Here is an 18,788-nt window from a genome sequence, read left to right on the forward strand (position 1 = left end):
TTGAAATGTTATAATCTGCGCCAACTGTTAGGCTGGTTAGCAAGCTCATTACAATTCTCTTAGTCTTGCAACTAAGAATTACTTTTTGCTAAAGTAATTAACTGGTTTAACAAAATATTATTTCGTTTCTTTACCTATTTCTCTGTTTAATTTTCAAAGACCAATTTGTTTTTTCATCTTACGACGACTTCTACTATACTACTAGATACTTCTCAATTTGTCAACAACTTCTTTCAATATTTTTTAAATATATTATTGAAATTTTAAGTGTTAACTTATCAATGTTTACCTTTGTCGTTACTCATTCGTTGCGACAAGGAGTATTCTATCATATACCCATATAATACATTCATGATAACTTTGCAAATACAACAATTAAATTCACCATTCTCCATAATACTGCTACTTATTAAGTTTTATTTATAGCGATACACTAGGATTCGTATACACCGTATTTATTAGTGACACTTTTAATTAGTGTTACATTTAGTACCTTACTGGTTTTAATTCATGCAAATTAGTATTAATTGAATTGTATTCTTATACTATACTAGTACATTTATAGACACCTTAACCTTATATGAATCTTTTAACTGCATTATAACCCGCTGATTCCTCACCGGCTTATAATGTAGTTTAATTATCCTACATCCATTATTCTTTTGTTTTAGCAACATTTTGGAAGCTTCAAGTCTGCCATCTTCTATAAGTGGCAGTTGCCTAGCCCAGAAAAGTTACTTTGGTAGCAGTCTAAATCTGCTTCCAAAGTTGTTAATATTGCAGCACCGTAGGTGATGATTTAACTAATCCTGTGCAGAATTTACCTTCCTATGATATGGAAATAAGTTTGCTACTAAACTATCTTGCTTCTACCTCACTTAAAAAAACTTCCACCATATCTTTTTTACACTGAAATCCAAGTGCCTTTAACGAACTCTGCAATGCTAACAAAGTATACATTACCTTGTCCTTCTTTGCATTTTCCCCCATATGTCCGAGTCTTATTACCTTTCCCTTCAGATATCCAAATGATCCAGCTATAAATATATTAAACTCATCTAGCATATGCTTTAATAGCTCTTTATCACTTATTCCTTCAGGAATTTCTATAACCGTTACAGTATTAGAATATCCGTCTTCAATATATAAATTAAGTCCAGCTTCCGCTACAGCCTTCCTTGTGGCCTTAGCAATGTAGTTATGCCTTTGAATTATTTCTTTATCCTCTAATATATTGTCAATAGCCTGTCTTAATCCAACAATATCACTTATAGGCGGTGTATACGGAAACCACTTTTCTTCATAATAATTCTTCCATACAAGTAGATTGCAATAATAAGATGCTATTGGACTTTTTCGTTGTTCCATTGATTTAAAAGCATCCTCGCTTATACTTAAAAGTGTAAGCCCCGCTGGTGCAGAAATACATTTCTGTGAAGCTCCAAGCGCTATATCTATTCTCCATTCATCTACCTTTATATCTTCACCACCCATAGCTGCTACACTGTCTACCACTGTTAATATACCTTTTTTCTTTAACAAAGGACATATTTTATCTATGTCATTTAAAACTCCTGAAGGTGTATCACAATGTACCACTGTAGCATATTTAAAGTCATGATCTTTTTCCAAAAACTTTTCTAATTCTATAATATCTATCTTACGCTTTCTATCTCCCTTAAAAAAAACCACTTCTCCACCATACATCCGAGCAAAATCAGCAAATCCTTCTCCAAATATTCCATTATCAATTACTAACACCCTGTCTCCAGGTTCTGTTAATGATGCACATGCAGATTCAAGACCTAGTATCCCTTCGCCACTTAATATTCTAGTGCTATTATTAGTCTTTAAAAATTCACCAATCTTCTCACATGTCTCTTTATAAAATTCATAGAACTGCAGATCTAAATCCGGATTAGTAGTAGCTAATGCTCTAGCTATTCTAACATTTTCCCTTACCTCCGTTGGCCCCGGAGTCATTATTTGGGCTACTTTCATAATTTCCACTCCTTATGCTGTAATGTATTTTATTATATTTAAAGATTATATCATTATTAATAGATTTTTAGAGCTGTATCCATACAGTTCGTGTCTTGCTCACAAAACACTTTAATCCGCTGTGGTTTCCTATTGCGAAACATCCTTATGTTTAAACACAAAAATCTTCTACAATTGTCTATTTGTCTAAAATTAATAAATGAATGATTTGGAGAATATAAAAATTAAAATTAAAAATGTAACGGAAAATTATACATTGGCCTTATGAAATTTATTTATAATTTATAATATTATTGCAATTATTGATTATAATGTATATTTTGAAAGTTTGTTGGCAACCTTTATATTATAGTTGTGATTTCCTATGTTTCTACATAGGTATCCAACAAAATTTAAAGTGGATGTGAAAATATAATATGAAAAAAAATCTTATTAATCCCAAGTTGCCATTACTTACAATCATATATAGTGTAATTTGCGTAATATTAATTAGGCATTCCATAAACTCTAATCCTATCCCTTATAATAATATTAAGGAAATAACTTCTGAAACAATTGTAATTCCTTATACTAATTCAACAAACCATTCAAATAAATTGATTTCCTCTAAAAACTTACCGGCAAATAGTACTAGTTCCACTACTTTGAGTCGTGGATATATAGAAGATTCAAGTAGAGTTCCGACCGAAGAGATATTATCTACCAATTATGAAGATGACCTCTTTGAATTAAACGAATCTGCCATTACTGACTTCTATCGTATAAAAAAATCAAGTATTAATTTAAATACTACTGTACCTATAAAAATCCCTCTCCTTAATAAACATCTTCCAGATTATTTAATGTACAAGACTGTGAACGTAAGCAACTTGAAAGACTTTTTAAAATCAAGGAACTCTCTATTAGCTGAAGAACCTTATCTTTCAACAATACTACTTGTTTCTAAAAATTTTAATCTTAATCCACTTGTTATGTTCGCCATTACGGGCCAAGAACAATCCTTTGTGCCTAAAAGCTCTGAAAATGCTTTTGAAATCGCTAATAATCCCTTCAATGTATTTAATAGTTGGAAAAAGTATAATACTAATATAGAAGATACCTCTAATATCGCAGCAAGGACCATAGTAAACCTATGTAAAAATAGGCCTAATAATATGGATGCTCTTACTTGGGTCAACCGAAAATACTCAGAGGATAAAGATTGGTCAAAAGCTGTTCGTTCGATATTCAAACAACTCGAGGATAATGTTGCTTATTGCAGGTAGATTAACCCCACTATAAATATATACCCATATAAAATCACACTAAGTATTTAAAGGTTAATCCAATATGCTTTATAATCAGATAAATATATTACAGAGAATCATGCCTATATGACCTATCGTACCTACTTAAATGATAAGAGGTGAAAAAGATATCTTAAAAAAGAAGTTGTCCACATTAAAAACCAAATTTACGGCTCTGATGTGGACAACTATGTTTAAAACCTTATTTTTATAACTTTGCTCTTATTTTACAGATAAATTCTCTAATCTGCATATTGCTTCTTTTCCTACTACTATAACCCTCTAGCAATCCAGTCTTTTGTACTGTAAATTTGGAAAGATATCACTCCATATTGCGCGCAGGATATCCTTGTGTTCTATTTCGTTGTGAGAGTTAACTGTAATGACAGCGGTATAATCAGTTAAAACTACACATAATTGACCATACATACCATCAGCGCGATAAGTGTTCGGCGGCGTGCATTTCCAAACCTGATACCCATAACCACCTCTGCTTTCCGTATCATTTTTTGAGGTTGTATCAACCCATTTAGAATGCATCCGGTTTATATAACTATCAGGAACGATTTGCTTATCCTTGTATACACCATTTTGTAGTAACATTACCCCAATACGTGAAAACTCCTCAGTATTCAGATATAAACCGCCCGAACAGAAAGTATGTCCATTCTGACAGGTATTCCATTGGGGATTTATAATTTCCAACATATCGAACATACGAGGCTTTAAATAATCCAGCATTATCTCACCACTAACTTTTTCTACAATTCGACCAAGCATGTAAGTACATAAATCCTCATAATAAAAATTTGAACCGGCTTCTTTCTTCATTTCTGAGACAAAGAAAAGCTCTGCTCTGTCTTTAGAATTATATTGGCTGAAATCCTCGGACATATGCCCAGATGTCATTTGGAGCAAATGCTGAATAGTTACTTTTTCAGAACCAGAATAGGAGATATTCTTATACTCCGGAAAAAAATCAATCACATAATCCGAAAGCTTGAAAAGACCTTCACTTTCAGCGATACCAATTCCGACGGATGCGAAGGTTTTCGATGCAGAATATAGATTCTCCCTATCATTGCTACGAAATCGATGCTCTGCTGATAAACATGAATTCCGTATACACCAAGATTTCTTTCAATCACAGAAAGTCGGAAATCTGATAATAATCCCATTTAAACGCCCCCAAGTTACTTATTATAATAATTTTATTCACTTCAATTTTAATGCCTAATATATTATTTTATGTATGATGCTATCTAATCTTTATCCTGCTATTATATATTTGCATCAAATTATTAAATCTAACTAACCCTTAGACTTTAAAGCCTCTGAAACCGCCCATGCCTGATTTTTTTAAAAACAAGCTTTCTACACACTCATTGCTTTCAATCCAAAGTAACTGGTGGTCTTCTTCAATTTTATTACTTATCTTGCTTTCTAAATTCACAAAATAAAAGTATCCTGTACCATGTATATACTGGTTTGTTTTTGATAAATGATATAATGAAGCCTTCCCAATATATCCACCTATTTTAATTATATATCCTGTCTCTTCAATAAATTCTCTTTCAAGACACTCCTCATTAGTTTCTCCACTCTCAATACCACCCCCAGGAAGAAAGTATCCTGTTAGTGTTTTTATAGTAGCAACTTTCCCTTCATTATCAATAGCGATCCCATATACACCAGCTCTTTCTATATAGTTAACACCATTAAGTTTTCACCGAATACTTCTTCATTATTATTAATAATATTTTGAATCATCTTTATCCCCCCTCTAAAAGCTAAATTATTTAGTTTAATTTATAACTATAGTACCAACATTTAACTATTATACCATTTACTGCACATATCCTCTATATAACAATTAATCTTGTCTTTAGCTTCTTATAGGCCCTACCCTTTAATTAAATCATCACCTGCGGTGCTGCAATATTAACGACTTCAGAAGGAGATTTAGGCTCCCACTGAAGTTTTATTTTGCTATGGTAATTGACTCCCATCTTATAGAAGTGGGGGACTTTCTTTCTGAAATGTCTTTAAAAAGTCTATTGGCATAAAAAAACTCTGGAAATCCAGAGTTTTTACACCATATCTTAAATCATTTTTAAAATCTATCTTTCTTCGAAGATACAGAACCTTTTTTAAACGTGACACAAATGTACGTAATTAGAAATCCCGTAAGCCCTCCACAAGTATCCACTAGCACATCTCTAAACGCAGGTCCTCTTCCTGGAACAAAAGCCTGATGAAATTCATCGGAGCATGCATAAAAAAATACTATCACTATAGCCCATATGAATGATTTAATGCCTGTATTCGCCTTTCTACTTATAGCTCTATATAGTAGAATATACAAAATAAAATATTCAGTAAAGTGAGCTGCTTTCCTCACTATAAAATCGCCTAAAACTCCAAATATGCTATTTAAATCAATGCCAAGCAAGTTAAGGAGATATATAACTATTTTGTTATTTTCCTTAGATACTTCGCCAACTTGACTAGAAAATATAAATATAACTACCATCCACCCAATAACCAAAATCCAATCTATATGTTTTTTTTTCAAATAAATACACCTCAATTATTTATTAATACTTTAATTATGATTTAAGTGATTATCCTTGTCAATAATTCTTATAAACAAATTAAATCATCACCTGCGGTGCTGCAATATTAACGGCTTCAGAGGGAGATTTAGAACCCCATTGAAGTTTTCTATTTGTTATAGCATGTAACTCCCACTTATAGAAGTAGGAGACTTTCCTTCTTAAATGTCGTTAAATATTTCTATAACTTGCTATAAAACATTTAATTTGCATGTTGACAAGTTAAAACTTGCAAGTTATTATAGTAATAAGTTATTTTTATAAAGACTGTGACGAGAAGAGTACATATAGGATGTAGTTAAAGCGAGTGGATTATAGTGGAAGTTCCATACGAAGCCTATGTTGAAAAACATCTCTGAGTTTCCAGCTGAAATCCTTGTGAAATTAGGTATGGACGGAACCTAACCGTTATATATAGGACAGTATCGAAGTTTGTTTCCGTACTGATTATGAGTGAGCTTTTATAGCTAATTTAGGTGGTACCACGGAAGTTTAATCTTTCGTCCTAGAAACTAGGATGAAAGATTTTTTGTTTTTTGTTTCAATCTTGAAAATATAGCATGGCCATGCTACTCGTTAAAAAAATCAGATAATCATTAGGAGGTACTATTTATGATAACTTATAAAAAACAACTTGCAATTCCAACTGAATATAAATCACCTCTTGGATTAATGCATACAGAAATTGCCATTAAAGAGGTAAAAGATTATTTTGAAGATAGACTGTCAAAAGAATTATCTCTTACAAGAGTTTCAGCTCCTCTTTTCGTAAAGTCTGATACAGGACTCAATGATAACTTAAACGGCATTGAACGTGCTGTTTCATTTGATATGAAAGCTATAACTGATACAAATATTGAAATAGTACATTCTCTGGCTAAGTGGAAACGTATGGCGCTATATAGATACGGCTTTAATGTAGGCCAGGGATTGTATACTGACATGAACGCTATAAGACGCGATGAAGATTTAGATAACCTCCACTCTATATATGTAGATCAATGGGACTGGGAAAAGGTAATTCTTAAAGAAGAACGAACCTTAGATAAGTTAAAAGAGATTGTAATTAGTATTTATAGGGTTTTTAAAGATACCGAGGATCATGTTCATAGATTATTTCCTGAAATAAAAAAGTTCTTACCTGAAGAAATCTTCTTTATAACTACTCAAGAACTTGAAGATTTATATCCATCTCTTACCGCAAAAGAAAGAGAAGATGCTATTTGCAAGGAAAAATATGCGGTATTTATTATGCAAATTGGAGGAGTACTAAAATCTGGTGAAAAGCACGATGGTAGAGCACCTGACTATGATGATTGGTCACTTAATGGCGATATACTCTTCTGGTACCCACTACTAGAAAAAGCAGTTGAACTTTCTTCTATGGGAATAAGGGTTGATGAAGCAGCACTAAGTGATCAACTTAAACTGGCCCATTGCGAAGAAAGGCTTTCCTTTGAATTCCATAAACTTCTCTTGGAAGGCAAGCTTCCCTTTACTGTTGGTGGTGGTATTGGCCAATCTAGGATTTGCATGTACTTTCTAAATAAGGCCCACATCGGCGAAGTCCATGCTTCTGTATGGCCAGCTGATATGATAAATGATTGTACTGAAGAAAATATAATCTTACTCTAACATATAAAGAAGCAAGAGTCCCACACTCTTGAGTAGTGTAGTATTCTTGCCTCTTTAAAATAAAATATTATTATTTAAACTTCACTGCAGTACCATAAGCGATAACTTCTGCGGCTCCCTGCATTATAGCACTAGTTGCATATCTTATATTAACAACACCATTAGCACCCATGCCTTCAGCTTCTTCCACCATCCGTTTTGTTGCTATTGCCCTAGCTTCATTCATCATCTCTGAGTAACTTTTAATCTCTCCTCCAACTAAGGTTTTAAAGCCACTTAAAATATCCTTACCAACATTTTTTGACCATACTACCGAACCTTTAACCATAGAAAGAGTTTCTATTTCTTTTCCGCTAATGTAATCAGTATTTACTAATATCATTTTCTTCTCCCCCTGTTATTTCTTTTATTCTTTCATACATATTATAAATTAACACTCCTATAATCCCAATAAGAACAATTGCGAATAATGGTACTAAAAAAGCTGGCCCCCCACCCTGGTCCATTGCAAAATATATCCCCAGCACGTAACCTCCGGATATTATAACGAAAATTAGTGTTATAAATATAGTTATAATGATTTTCTTCATTTTAACTCCCTCATCCCAATATTATTTTCTAAATACATTATACCCCAAAATTAAATCGATTAAAATCAATATATTTTTGTACTATACACATACATATTAACTTTTTATGTTAATATATCCAAATTAATTTTCAAATATATTAACATTGGATTCTTATCCAAGGAACTCAGGAGTCTCCACATTATCTGCCCTTATTGCTTTTCGCATTATTGTAAGATCTATAGTTTGATTCTCCGTATCAATGGAGCACGGATATTTTATACCACACTTATTACATTCTATATACTCTTTGAAACTGGTCTGTTCTCTATTGTCAAATAAAAATGGAAGATTCTCTGATTCCTCGTCATTTGTATTTCCACTTGTTGTGTCAATCTTATATGTATAGAGGTACGTAGCTTCATGTTTTATTTCAAAATTTTTGCTATTACATTTTGGACATGTTATTGCTTCATTTATTTTCAATTCATAACTCCCTTTCTATATTAGTATACTTATAGTATTTGCTTATTCTTATGACCTATTCTCATTATTATTTGCACTTAGAGTTTTATAGTATTTCTATATATTAAATGATAAAATATGTATTATAAGGAAGTTAAATTTTTTAGATTAACGTTTCTATTCAAATTTCAACATAGTAAAAAGGGGGATTATAAATGAAAAGAAAAACTAAACGAACAATATTTATCTTAGCACTGCTAACAATATCAATGTTTTTAGTTGCATGTATGCCTGGCGATGGATCTTACTCTCAAGTTAAGCCTGCAAATTTCTTATCTGGTATTTGGCATGGATGGATTGCGCCCATATCTTTAGTTTTGGGAATATTTAATTCAAAGCACCATATTTATGAGACTTTAAACTCTGGCTGGTGGTATGATTTCGGATTCTATATTGCTATTATTAGTGGTTTTGGTGGTCTTTCGTTAAGCCGCAAAAGAAAAAAAGATAAATAATATTCATATTAAGCACCTAGGGGGAATACTATGAACGAGGAAAAAGAAAGAATTAAGAATCAAATGATAAAAGTTTGGGATAATGTTGCACCGAACTTTGGAAACATTGGCCCAAGGTATTGGGATTTCTTTGGCCGTAGACTTGTTGAACTAGCTAGTATTAATGAAGGAGCACAAGTTTTAGATATTGGTACTGGCCGAGGTGCATCTTTGTTTCCATCAATAGCAAAGGTCGGTCTCCATGGTCATGTTACTGGAATAGACATTTCAGAAGGCATGGTGCAAGAAACTAAAGCTGATATCCATAATCAAGGTATTAAAAATGCAATAATTATGCAAATGGATGCTAATAAGTTAACCTTTAATCATGCTTCTTTTGATAATATACTTTGTGGTTTTGCACTGGGAGCTCTTACTCAAGAGGATAATAAGTTAAGCGAAGTATTGCGTGTGTTAAAAAGTGATGGACAAATAGGCCTTAGTATATGGGGTGTACAAGAAGATAACAAATGGTTAGTTGGCCTTGGAAATAAACATTTAAAATTAAGTCCACCTACTGAAAATAAGAAAAGTAACTTTAATGACCCTACCTTTGACGTTTGTAAATGGATAACAACCATACTGACAGAGGCAGGCTTTAAGGATATTCATACATATGCTGAAACTTCCGATGTAATATATAAAGATGAAGAAGAATGGTGGAATGAAATGTGGTCAAATGCGGTGCGATATACTCTAGATGAATTAACAAATATGGGCAACGATGCATTACAAGGCTTTAAATCAGAGGCCCTTGAGGGAGTTGTAAAATATAAAACAGATAATGGAATATGCTTCAAAAGAGCTGTAATTTATGCTTTCGGTAGAAAATAGTATTATTATTTATTAATCTTATAAAGAAATAGTCTATTAACTTATACTAATATTAATGGTAAACTAGTTATAGCAAACTGTAATTAGTTTACCATTAATCTATTTATTACTTTATAAATATAATAGACTTTGTATTAAAACTTTATATAGATTACATTGTATTCTTACATCTATTTTGGTACATTACAAATGTAAGAATAAGATTGGAGGTTAACCTTGATTAAGGCTCGAAAACAAATAAGTACAGTTCTTTTGGAATCCCAAAATTTATTTGAAGATATATTAGTTCCTATAAATAAGAGGCAAGAATTCATTAGATCAAAATCTCCTAATATACCTATATATTTTTATAGATATATTGGTACTCGTGAAAACACAGATCTCTATTATGAGAATTTACATAAATTAAATAATAAATTAACTTCTCTTAGTCACCTATATTTATATTTCACTTGTGGAATACCTATAAAAACTTTATCCACTCCTTTAACAGAAATACCCTGGGGTAGTCTTTTAAGTTCAAACACATTAGAGAGGGATGATTTATTTAGCATACTTAAAGCTAAGGGTTTATTTCCTAGCTTTGAAAGTGGTTTTTTTAATGATTATATTGAGAATAGTTTTGATGAAACCTTAGCTCTTTATTTAATAAACGAGCCAAATATCACAGAAACTGTAATCAAAAACTTTGCTGTTAAGTTTTTAGGTTGGATATTAGAATTTACACCAAAACTATTGGATGGTTTAAATTATAATCCCAAAACTAATAGCGATATCATAAGTCCTAAAGTAATTTTTTATGGTGAGATAAAAAAACATGAAATATACTTTTTAATATTCTTATCCAAACTTGGATGTGATGTGATATATATTAATTCACAATCTGATGCAGATTTTGCTAAAGTGGATAAACAAAACAAGTATTCTAAACTTATAAAACTACCTAACACAAAGCCACTAACAAGCCTTGACTTCAATATACCTTCTGATAATATTGCCATTAAGCAACCTGCTCTTGTGACCAAAGAATCTATTATTTGTGGCAATAGGCCAGCTGCAGAAATAATTCCTCCTATTGCTAGAAATAGAGCTTCATCTCCTGATATAACCTTTAAAGGTTTTAACGGCTGCATTAATACTATGTTTAAAAGTAGCATGAATATATTTGAGGATTTACTTATGCCTATAAATAAAAGAATTGGTTTTTTAGGTGGAGATGTGCCTTTTATACCAGTATATTTTTATAGATATATAGGAATCAAACAAAATGAAGATGAATATTACAATGATTTGTTTAGATTAGATAAAACCCTTAGCATCTTAGAAGTGTTATACTTAAGGTTTACAAACTCTATACCTATGAGTTCCAATTCTAAATTAATCAATAACACTTTAAATATATGGCAGTATGTAGATCCCTTTGATCCTTGCTTAACTGGAAAGCTTGCTACATTACTAATAGAGCACAAGGTTTTCCCAACTAATAATCATACTTTGACTTTGTCCATGGCAAGTAGTTTTAACTATATATTGGATTTATACTGCAAAGAAGAGAAAAGTTTAAACTTATCTAAGGTTCGAAATTTTTCTTTGAAAATACTATCCTGGATTTATGATTTCGTTCCTACTCTTGTGAAGAATTTCGATTTTAAAAATACTTCATCTGAAGATATTCCAAGCCCTAAAGTTATGTACTATGGTGATATTAAGAAACATGAGCTTCTATTTTTAGTTTTTTTATCTAAATTGGGCTGTGATGTTTTATATATTAACTCATCAGGTGATGGTGTTTCAGATGTCACAGAGCAAAGTGAGCTATTTTCAAACCTCTTAGAACTACCATACAAAGCTGCTTTAAAGGAATTTCCAATGGAGGAATTACTTATAAGACAAGAAACTGTCGCTTTAAGAGCTTCAAGGGAATTATCAACCTCACTTTATACGGATGGAGACGGTTTTTATAGACCCTGGCAATTTGAGGAATATAAAACTCATCCTGCTACACTTAAAACTACTTATCACGAACTAAAGATTTTATGGAATGAACCTTCTAGTCTGCGTACAGGATTTAAAGTAGAAAATAACACTGTATATATCCCCAACTTATTTGCAAAAATAAGCGGTGTACACAGTGATTTGTCACTATACTGGAAAGACTTCTTTCATTTAAAATCATCAGATAATACAATGCTCATAGCTGAAGTTCCTTTTACAAATGTGACTTATTCTAAAACTGATTTATACTCCTTAGCCTTTGTTCTTGATAATAGTGGATTTGTTGATCGTGAAAAGCTACTAACCCATAGTTGTTATAAGTTTTCTTATTTAAAGACTTCGCTGCAACATATTATCTTAGATAAAATAAACTATTTGATGAAAACAAATATGCTAAAGAAATCCATAGATAAAGAATTCAAATTAAAAATTTTAATGACTATCTTGAGCCTTGATAAAAGTATACTGCAACTAATTCAGCAGTATGATTATCCTTCAAAAATACCTAAGCTTCTTATTTATGATAATAATGAAAGTATTTTTAGTGACGAGGATGCTATTACTCTATGTTTCTTAAACATATTTGGATTTGACATTACAATATTAACTCCTACTGGCTACAATAACATAGAAGAAAAAATTGGAGAAAAGTTCTATGATATTCATAGATTAGAAGAAGTGAATTTCAATTTAGTGTTACCTAATTTAAATGATGAAAAAAAATACACCAAGGATAAAGCAAAAGGATTCTTGTCTAATATCTTTAACTTTAAATAATTGTAAGTATTATGTTTTAAAAAATAATAGGTAGGGCATACAGAGTATTATATGTATGCCCTACCTATTATTAAATGGTCTCTATCCCGTAATTGTTACATAAAGCTTCAAGCCCACCTCTAAATCCACTGCCTATGCAATTAATCTTCCACTCATCTTTATATCTATATATCTCTGCCACTACCATAGCTGTTTCTATAGACAAGTCTTCACTAAATTTATAATTTAGGATTTCTTGCTTCATATCGCCTTCTATAATTCTAAAGCAACCCTCTGATACTTGTCCAAAGTTTTGAAGCCTTTCATTTGCTTCATATATAGTTAAAGTAAAAGCTAACTTTTGAATATGGGTGGGTATTAAGTTTAAGTCTAACTGTATGCTTTCATTATAAGCTTCTTTAAGAGAAGTATTGTGATCTTGCTTAATGACTATTCCACCACAACTACTCTTAGTATTTTCATAAAAAATAAAATCCTTTTCTGTTGTTTTATTATTTATATCCACCATAAACACTGATGCATCTAAATCAAATTCCTTATTATCCTTTGAAGCTATATTAAAATCTAATGTTACTATTAATTTTGAAAGGTTTTTCACATTCTGATTTAAGCTTAATTTTTGGCCTTTTCCTAGTTTAATACTTCTTCGCTCATCCACAAGCTTTCTTTTTTCCATGTTTTTACATATCTTTAATGGTGGACTTGCTTTAGTCTCAGCATTAGCTTTAGTGTCAGACTTAACTTTATGTTGTACATTATTTAAACTTTGAGTATTGTACTCATTTGTATTCTTATTAACGCCCATTGCTATCTTTGATTTGTTTTCTGGTTTAATACTAGTCTCCACAACTAATTTCCCATATTGTTTCTTTTGAGATGTTATATTTTTATTACGGTTATCAATAATTATAGCCACAAACACGTCCTCCTAATCTATGCCAACTCTAAGGCCCGAAGCTCTTTCGCAAGGTTGAATAATTACAGTTTCTCCATGAGAATTAAACTCTAAAGAATAAGATTCACCAGATGTCTGTCCAAGAAAGGTTTTCCAATTCACATCAGTTTTAAACTGAGGATCAGGGCCTGTCCAACATACAACTGCATCAGGGTCCACAGTGCAAGGTGTTTCTAGAATAATTGGATTCCCATTTGTAGTTATAACTACCTGTGCATTATTACTTAGGGCTGTTAAATTTGATGTGAACATTCCCTTTTGAGATATTACCCCTGAACCCATAAATCTAACTCCATATTTACACCCCTCATCAAAAGCAAGTAAGTTTTCTCCTTCTACGCCTATACTCTGACCTTGCTGCAATGTAATTATACTAATATGGTGTGCTTTGCTTGCCATATAATAACTACCACTGCCGTTTACTTTCATGATAGGTATATTCTCTCCTGTAAGCTTTCTAGCAGCTAAATTCATAACGGACTTTAATACACTTTGGGTATTATTTGTATCTAATAATACCTTCTCTGACGTAAACTTACCTTTGTAAGCCACCATTGCACCTACCCTTGCAAAAAAATGCCCGTCTCCCTCTGCGACGCAAGTAAGCTCTTGATGGTTTCTAAAATTAAACATGCATATTAACTCCTTTCTTAATTGCAATATAACTGAATCTCTCAGCATATAATCCATATGTTTTTCAACTTATATTTTTAAAATTTTATGTATATAGTATATCATAATATTGTTAATAACTTAAAAACAACTAAGCAGGTAAGAATTAAGTTACAACTTAATTCTTACCTGCTTATACCATCTACTCGTCTTTATTGTATACTATTAACTCCTGTCTAAACAAATTATCATCAACGTCTGTATTTAATAATATATTTGAATGCTTATCTATAGTATCTTTAGCTATACTTAATCCAATACCTCTATTTTTACCTTTAGTTGAAAATCCCTTTTTATATAACTTATGAATAGGTTCAATGTATCCCAAAAAGGAATTTGATATGATAAACACTATTGAATCATCATTCTTTATTATTGCTATATTTAACTTTTTATCTTCAGATAAAACAGCAGCCTCAATGGCATTGTCTAGTAGTATACCTAAAATTCTAGAAATATCTATGATATCGACAGAAATATCATCTATCTCTTCAATAATTTCAATGTTTACTTCCAGTTTTAAAGTGGAAGCATTAATAATTTTTGATGATAAAAGTCCCTTTACTCCTGAAATTCTAATATTTTGAAGGTTAAGATACTTACTACTTCCTACACTTGAACCTACATTTAATATTTCATCATTCATGTACTTATCTAACCCACTTAAATCTTTATCTTGAATGTAACCATTAATAGTAGATAAAATATTTACATAATCATGCTTAATTTTTTTACTTTCATCAATCATATTTTCAATTATGTCTGTATATTCCATCAACTGTTCAAATTCCTTAAACTTATTGTCATAAATCATTTGCCTCTTAATCATTTTCCTGCTAAAACAAATTATTATAAATCCAAATATGAAATAAATGGCTATGAAAATCATATTTATTGAAACATTACGCTTACATACCCCAAGAAAAAAGCACTTATAAATTGCTCCCTTTAGATGAATTAAAATTAGGGATATACACGTGTATATTAGAATAATCCTATCATTTTTTAAAGTAACTTTCTTTAGACTTTCAATTTCCACTCTACTCCTAAAAAAAATCAAATAAATTATCTTACTAATAACATAGCTAAATACTAGAACGACTAAATATAATAGTATTCCACCCCTTATATTTTGTTTAATAAAAGCATATTCTGTTTCAAGTAATTTTACTAATATAACCGCGGATACAATGTCGCTTATTGCCTCAATAGAGTAGATAATAATCATTATAATTAGTGAATTATAAATTGATCGGCTAATATACACTAAAAATATAAATATGAAAACTATTGAAAATGGCAATGTATAAAAGGTTTCAGTATATATGCCCAAAAGAGCTATCATCATATTTCCAAATATACAAAATAGTATACTCTTACTCGTTAATTTAATGGCTTTTAAATTATTAAGAATAATGAAGATATTTATTGCTATAATAAAAGATATTGTAATATTTCTTATTAACCCCTCCATGCCCTTACTAACCCCGTTAACTTCCTTATAGACACATAACATTCCCCATAGTTTTTCATACGTATAAGTAATCTTTTTTTATCTATTTCTTTTATATTTTGCATGTTTACTAAATAGCTTCTATGACTTTGATAAAAGTTATCATTTAACTTATCCTTTAAACTCTTTATGGTTCCATAGTATTCTATTTGCTTTTTAATAGTATGAATTCTAATTTTATGTCCTGCTGTAACAGTCTCAAAGAATAAAATATCTTCTAGCTTAATGTTGACCTTCTTACCTCCTGTTTCAATGGTTATATACTTACTTTCATCTTCCGTCTCACAGTGAAATTTATTATTGTATTTATTATAAGCCTCTAATAAATTATCTCTTATCTTATTGTTTAATAAAAGAACCTCATCTTTAGGAATAAACCCCATAGCTTCAACTTTATACTCAAAAGTCATACATGCAAGTTCTGAATGAGTAGTTATAAAAATAATATACCCATCTGGATCATACTTTCTGATAAATTGTGCAAGAGTAAGTCCATTTATCTTAGAGTTTAGCTCTATATCTAAAAAATATATTCTTACCTCAGTCTTGTTCTGCTCTAAGTATGCAATAACGCTTTCAGGATTATCTGTACATAATGATATATCTAAATCTAATAAATTATCCTGTATTGTACTTTCCACTACTTTTTTAATTTGCTCAAGTTGCCTTATATTATCTTCACAAACTATTACTTTAAGCATAACATCCCATCCCAATATTTATTCTCATCTTAAGTTATCATTTAATGCTTCCTGTATTGGTTTTTCTATACACTTCAATATATGGTATTATATTCATAAATATGGTATCATCTTTGACTCTTTTTGTCAAATTTCTGTGTTTTTCTGAATAATACGCTTTTTTAGAGCACTCGATACGCAGAGTTAGAGCCACCTTCTCGGTCAAATTGAGCCACTGTCGCGAGACGAGCGCCATTTTCTTATCTTTGGCAATAATGAATTTATATACCAATATTTGGTGTAAATAATTCATTGAGGAGGTCATATCATGACCAATTATCGAGAAATCTTAAGACTCCATAGTCAAGGCATAAGCCAGCGAAGTATTGCACTAAGCTGTAAATGCTCACGCAATACTGTATCAAGCGTAGTAAAAAGAGCTACCTCAAACGAAATCTTTTGGCCGTTACCAGAATCAATTTCTGATAATGAATTAGCAAAACACCTATTTCCTGAAAAAGCAGTATCATCTAATAGGAAGCTACCTAACGGTGAGTATGTTCATAAGGAAATGGCTAAAAGTGGAGTTACATTGAGCTTGCTTTGGAATGAATACTGTGAAGAGTGTAGGAGAAGTCATGAAATTCCATTTATGTATACCCAGTTTTGCAAGTACTATAGGGACTACGTCAACGTAGCTAAAGCTACCATGCACATTGAACATAAGCCAGGTGAAAAACTAGAAGTTGATTGGGCTGGAAATACTGCAAATACAGTTGATAGAAATACAGGTGATATTATAAAAGCATATGTATTTGTGGCCGCACTTCCATGTAGCCAATATGCTTACGCTGAAGCATTTCTATCTATGAATATTGATTGTTGGATTGCAGCTCACGTTAATGCTTACAGGTTCTTTGGAGGAGTTACACGTATTTTAGTGCCAGACAATTTAAAAACTGGCGTAGTCAAGGCTTCGCTATATGCTGACCCAATTTTGAATAAAACTTATCATGAAATGGCGGAGCATTACGAAACTGCTGTTATACCAGCGAGAGTTAGGAAGCCCAAAGATAAACCAACAGCTGAAGGTGCCGTAGGCGTTATCTCTACATGGATTATAGCTTCACTACGTAATCAGAAGTTCTTTTCACTAATAGAGCTTAACGTAGCAATTTCATTAAAACTATCTGAATTTAATAGTAAGCCATTTCAAAAAAAGCCTGGAAGTAGAGTAAGTGTATTTCTACAAGAGGAAAAATCAGCATTGATGCCACTACCAAGACAACCATATGAGTTATCAACATGGAAGATTGCAACTGTTCAATTTAATTATCATGTATCTGTAGATAGTATGTTTTACAGCGTACCTTATGAGTATATAAAACATAAAGTAGATGTTAGAGTCACTAAAAATACAATAGAAGTCTTCTTTAATGACCAAAGAATTTGCTCACATATGAGGTTATATGGACACCAAGGACAATATAGTACTAACATAGACCATATGCCTGAAAATCATAGAAACTACACTACTTGGAATTCTGAACGCTTTATTTCATGGGCTGAAAGTGTAGGATCTAACACAACCATTGTAGTTAAATCTATTTTGTCAGCACATAGAGTTGAGCAACAAGGATATAGGAGTTGTATGGCCCTGTTGAAGATGGGAGACAAATATTCTCTAATCAGATTAGAAACGGCTTGTGAAAAAGCTCTAACCTATACTTCAACTCCTAATTTTAAGAGTGTGCAGACTATTTTAAAGACAGGTCAAGATAAAATCATTAATGATGAGCAAACCCCAAATTCAAAACCTAAGCCACAAGGTTTTACTCGAGGTGCTGAATACTATGGGAGGAATTCATAATGGTTAATGAAAGTACTATCAACAAATTAAATGAAATGAGATTAAATTCAATGGCAGACTCATACAGAAATCAGCTTGATGACTCCTCCTTTAAGGAATTGAGCGTTCACGGAAACTCCTTAGCCCCTGTGATTACTCATTTTTAATTTCATTGATTTTTGTTGTTTCCCCCACTTTTTTTTGCATAAAACACTTGACAAGTCTCTAGAATTTTGCGGTCCTCTTGCTGAATACACATTTTTACAGGAGGATTGTTATATGCTTAAAAGTTGGACCTCTCATGCTGATTATCAACAATTTATTATTTCAAATCTCTCATGTTTCTATAAAGATTTCACTAAAGAAATTATAGAACTTGAATCTTCTA

Annotated in this window: 18 protein-coding genes and 1 other annotated feature; of the genes, 7 read left to right on the plus strand and 11 right to left on the minus strand. The window is 31.5% G+C overall.

What is annotated here, in order from left to right; all coding sequences use genetic code 11:
- Window positions 1–858: 858 nt before the first annotated feature.
- Entirely contained in the window at window positions 859–2,001 is a 1,143-nt protein-coding gene (locus LGK97_RS18605; protein WP_226261626.1) for a pyridoxal-phosphate-dependent aminotransferase family protein, read from the minus strand.
- A gap of 416 nt (window positions 2,002–2,417) precedes the next feature.
- On the opposite strand from LGK97_RS18605, the gene LGK97_RS18610 reads away from it, so the two are divergent.
- Window positions 2,418–3,266, plus strand: coding sequence for a hypothetical protein (locus LGK97_RS18610; protein ID WP_226261628.1), 849 nt, complete (start codon window positions 2,418–2,420; stop codon window positions 3,264–3,266).
- 303 nt (window positions 3,267–3,569) lie between these two features.
- Here LGK97_RS18610 and LGK97_RS18615 read toward each other — a convergent pair whose 3' ends face one another.
- From LGK97_RS18615 to LGK97_RS18625, 3 genes are all read right to left on the minus strand, one after another.
- Window positions 3,570–4,412, minus strand: coding sequence for a serine hydrolase domain-containing protein (locus tag LGK97_RS18615; RefSeq protein WP_226261656.1), 843 nt, complete (start codon window positions 4,410–4,412; stop codon window positions 3,570–3,572).
- A gap of 193 nt (window positions 4,413–4,605) precedes the next feature.
- Window positions 4,606–4,992 (minus strand): NUDIX domain-containing protein, encoded by a 387-nt coding sequence (locus tag LGK97_RS18620; protein ID WP_226261658.1) that lies wholly within the window; start codon window positions 4,990–4,992, stop codon window positions 4,606–4,608.
- A gap of 408 nt (window positions 4,993–5,400) precedes the next feature.
- A complete protein-coding gene (locus LGK97_RS18625) occupies window positions 5,401–5,862 on the minus strand; it encodes a VanZ family protein (protein WP_226261630.1) in 462 nt (153 codons plus the stop codon).
- A 300-nt stretch (window positions 5,863–6,162) separates the two neighbouring features.
- Window positions 6,163–6,413 (plus strand) — a binding site (T-box leader).
- 101 nt (window positions 6,414–6,514) lie between these two features.
- On the opposite strand from LGK97_RS18625, the gene asnA reads away from it, so the two are divergent.
- Window positions 6,515–7,537: an aspartate--ammonia ligase gene (asnA, locus tag LGK97_RS18630; RefSeq protein WP_226261632.1), complete on the plus strand. Its 1,023-nt coding sequence runs from the start codon at window positions 6,515–6,517 to the stop codon at window positions 7,535–7,537.
- A 70-nt stretch (window positions 7,538–7,607) separates the two neighbouring features.
- Here asnA and LGK97_RS18635 read toward each other — a convergent pair whose 3' ends face one another.
- The 3 genes from LGK97_RS18635 to LGK97_RS18645 form a co-directional block, all read right to left on the minus strand.
- Window positions 7,608–7,919, minus strand: coding sequence for a YbjQ family protein (locus tag LGK97_RS18635; protein ID WP_226261635.1), 312 nt, complete (start codon window positions 7,917–7,919; stop codon window positions 7,608–7,610).
- On the minus strand, window positions 7,900–8,127 hold the full coding sequence (locus tag LGK97_RS18640; protein ID WP_226261637.1) for a hypothetical protein: 228 nt from the start codon (window positions 8,125–8,127) through the stop codon (window positions 7,900–7,902). The genes LGK97_RS18635 and LGK97_RS18640 overlap by 20 nt, the downstream gene beginning before the upstream one ends.
- A 153-nt stretch (window positions 8,128–8,280) precedes the next feature.
- A complete protein-coding gene (locus tag LGK97_RS18645) occupies window positions 8,281–8,592 on the minus strand; it encodes a hypothetical protein (RefSeq protein WP_226261639.1) in 312 nt (103 codons plus the stop codon).
- Between the two features lie 194 nt (window positions 8,593–8,786).
- Between LGK97_RS18645 and LGK97_RS18650 the strand changes: the two genes are divergently transcribed.
- The 3 genes from LGK97_RS18650 to LGK97_RS18660 all read left to right on the plus strand — a co-directional run bounded on the left by LGK97_RS18650 (window position 8,787) and on the right by LGK97_RS18660 (window position 12,731).
- On the plus strand, window positions 8,787–9,086 hold the full coding sequence (locus tag LGK97_RS18650; RefSeq protein WP_226261641.1) for a hypothetical protein: 300 nt from the start codon (window positions 8,787–8,789) through the stop codon (window positions 9,084–9,086).
- A gap of 30 nt (window positions 9,087–9,116) precedes the next feature.
- Entirely contained in the window at window positions 9,117–9,959 is an 843-nt protein-coding gene (locus LGK97_RS18655; protein ID WP_226261643.1) for a class I SAM-dependent methyltransferase, read from the plus strand.
- Window positions 9,960–10,175: 216 nt separating this feature from the next.
- On the plus strand, window positions 10,176–12,731 hold the full coding sequence (locus LGK97_RS18660) for a YceG family protein (protein ID WP_226261644.1): 2,556 nt from the start codon (window positions 10,176–10,178) through the stop codon (window positions 12,729–12,731).
- Window positions 12,732–12,801: 70 nt separating this feature from the next.
- On the opposite strand, the gene LGK97_RS18665 is transcribed toward LGK97_RS18660, so the two are convergent.
- From LGK97_RS18665 to LGK97_RS18680, 4 genes are all read right to left on the minus strand, one after another.
- Complete coding sequence (locus LGK97_RS18665) at window positions 12,802–13,647, minus strand: TerD family protein (protein WP_226261646.1); 846 nt, start codon at window positions 13,645–13,647, stop codon at window positions 12,802–12,804.
- A 12-nt stretch (window positions 13,648–13,659) separates the two neighbouring features.
- A complete protein-coding gene (locus LGK97_RS18670; protein WP_226261648.1) occupies window positions 13,660–14,319 on the minus strand; it encodes an AIM24 family protein in 660 nt (219 codons plus the stop codon).
- A gap of 181 nt (window positions 14,320–14,500) precedes the next feature.
- Window positions 14,501–15,832, minus strand: a complete 1,332-nt coding sequence (locus LGK97_RS18675) for a GHKL domain-containing protein (RefSeq protein WP_226261650.1) — start codon at window positions 15,830–15,832, stop codon at window positions 14,501–14,503.
- Window positions 15,820–16,572: a LytR/AlgR family response regulator transcription factor gene (locus tag LGK97_RS18680; RefSeq protein ID WP_226261652.1), complete on the minus strand. Its 753-nt coding sequence runs from the start codon at window positions 16,570–16,572 to the stop codon at window positions 15,820–15,822. The genes LGK97_RS18675 and LGK97_RS18680 overlap by 13 nt, the downstream gene beginning before the upstream one ends.
- A 307-nt stretch (window positions 16,573–16,879) precedes the next feature.
- On the opposite strand from LGK97_RS18680, the gene istA reads away from it, so the two are divergent.
- Both istA and LGK97_RS18690 read left to right on the plus strand, forming a co-directional pair.
- Window positions 16,880–18,421: an IS21 family transposase gene (gene istA / locus LGK97_RS18685; protein ID WP_226261654.1), complete on the plus strand. Its 1,542-nt coding sequence runs from the start codon at window positions 16,880–16,882 to the stop codon at window positions 18,419–18,421.
- A complete protein-coding gene (locus LGK97_RS18690; protein WP_413228455.1) occupies window positions 18,421–18,567 on the plus strand; it encodes a hypothetical protein in 147 nt (48 codons plus the stop codon). Before istA ends, LGK97_RS18690 begins: the two co-directional genes overlap by 1 nt.
- Window positions 18,568–18,788: the final 221 nt, after the last annotated feature.

This window comes from Clostridium sp. CS001 (assembly GCF_020443565.1).
GTDB lineage: Bacteria > Bacillota > Clostridia > Clostridiales > Clostridiaceae > Clostridium_AD.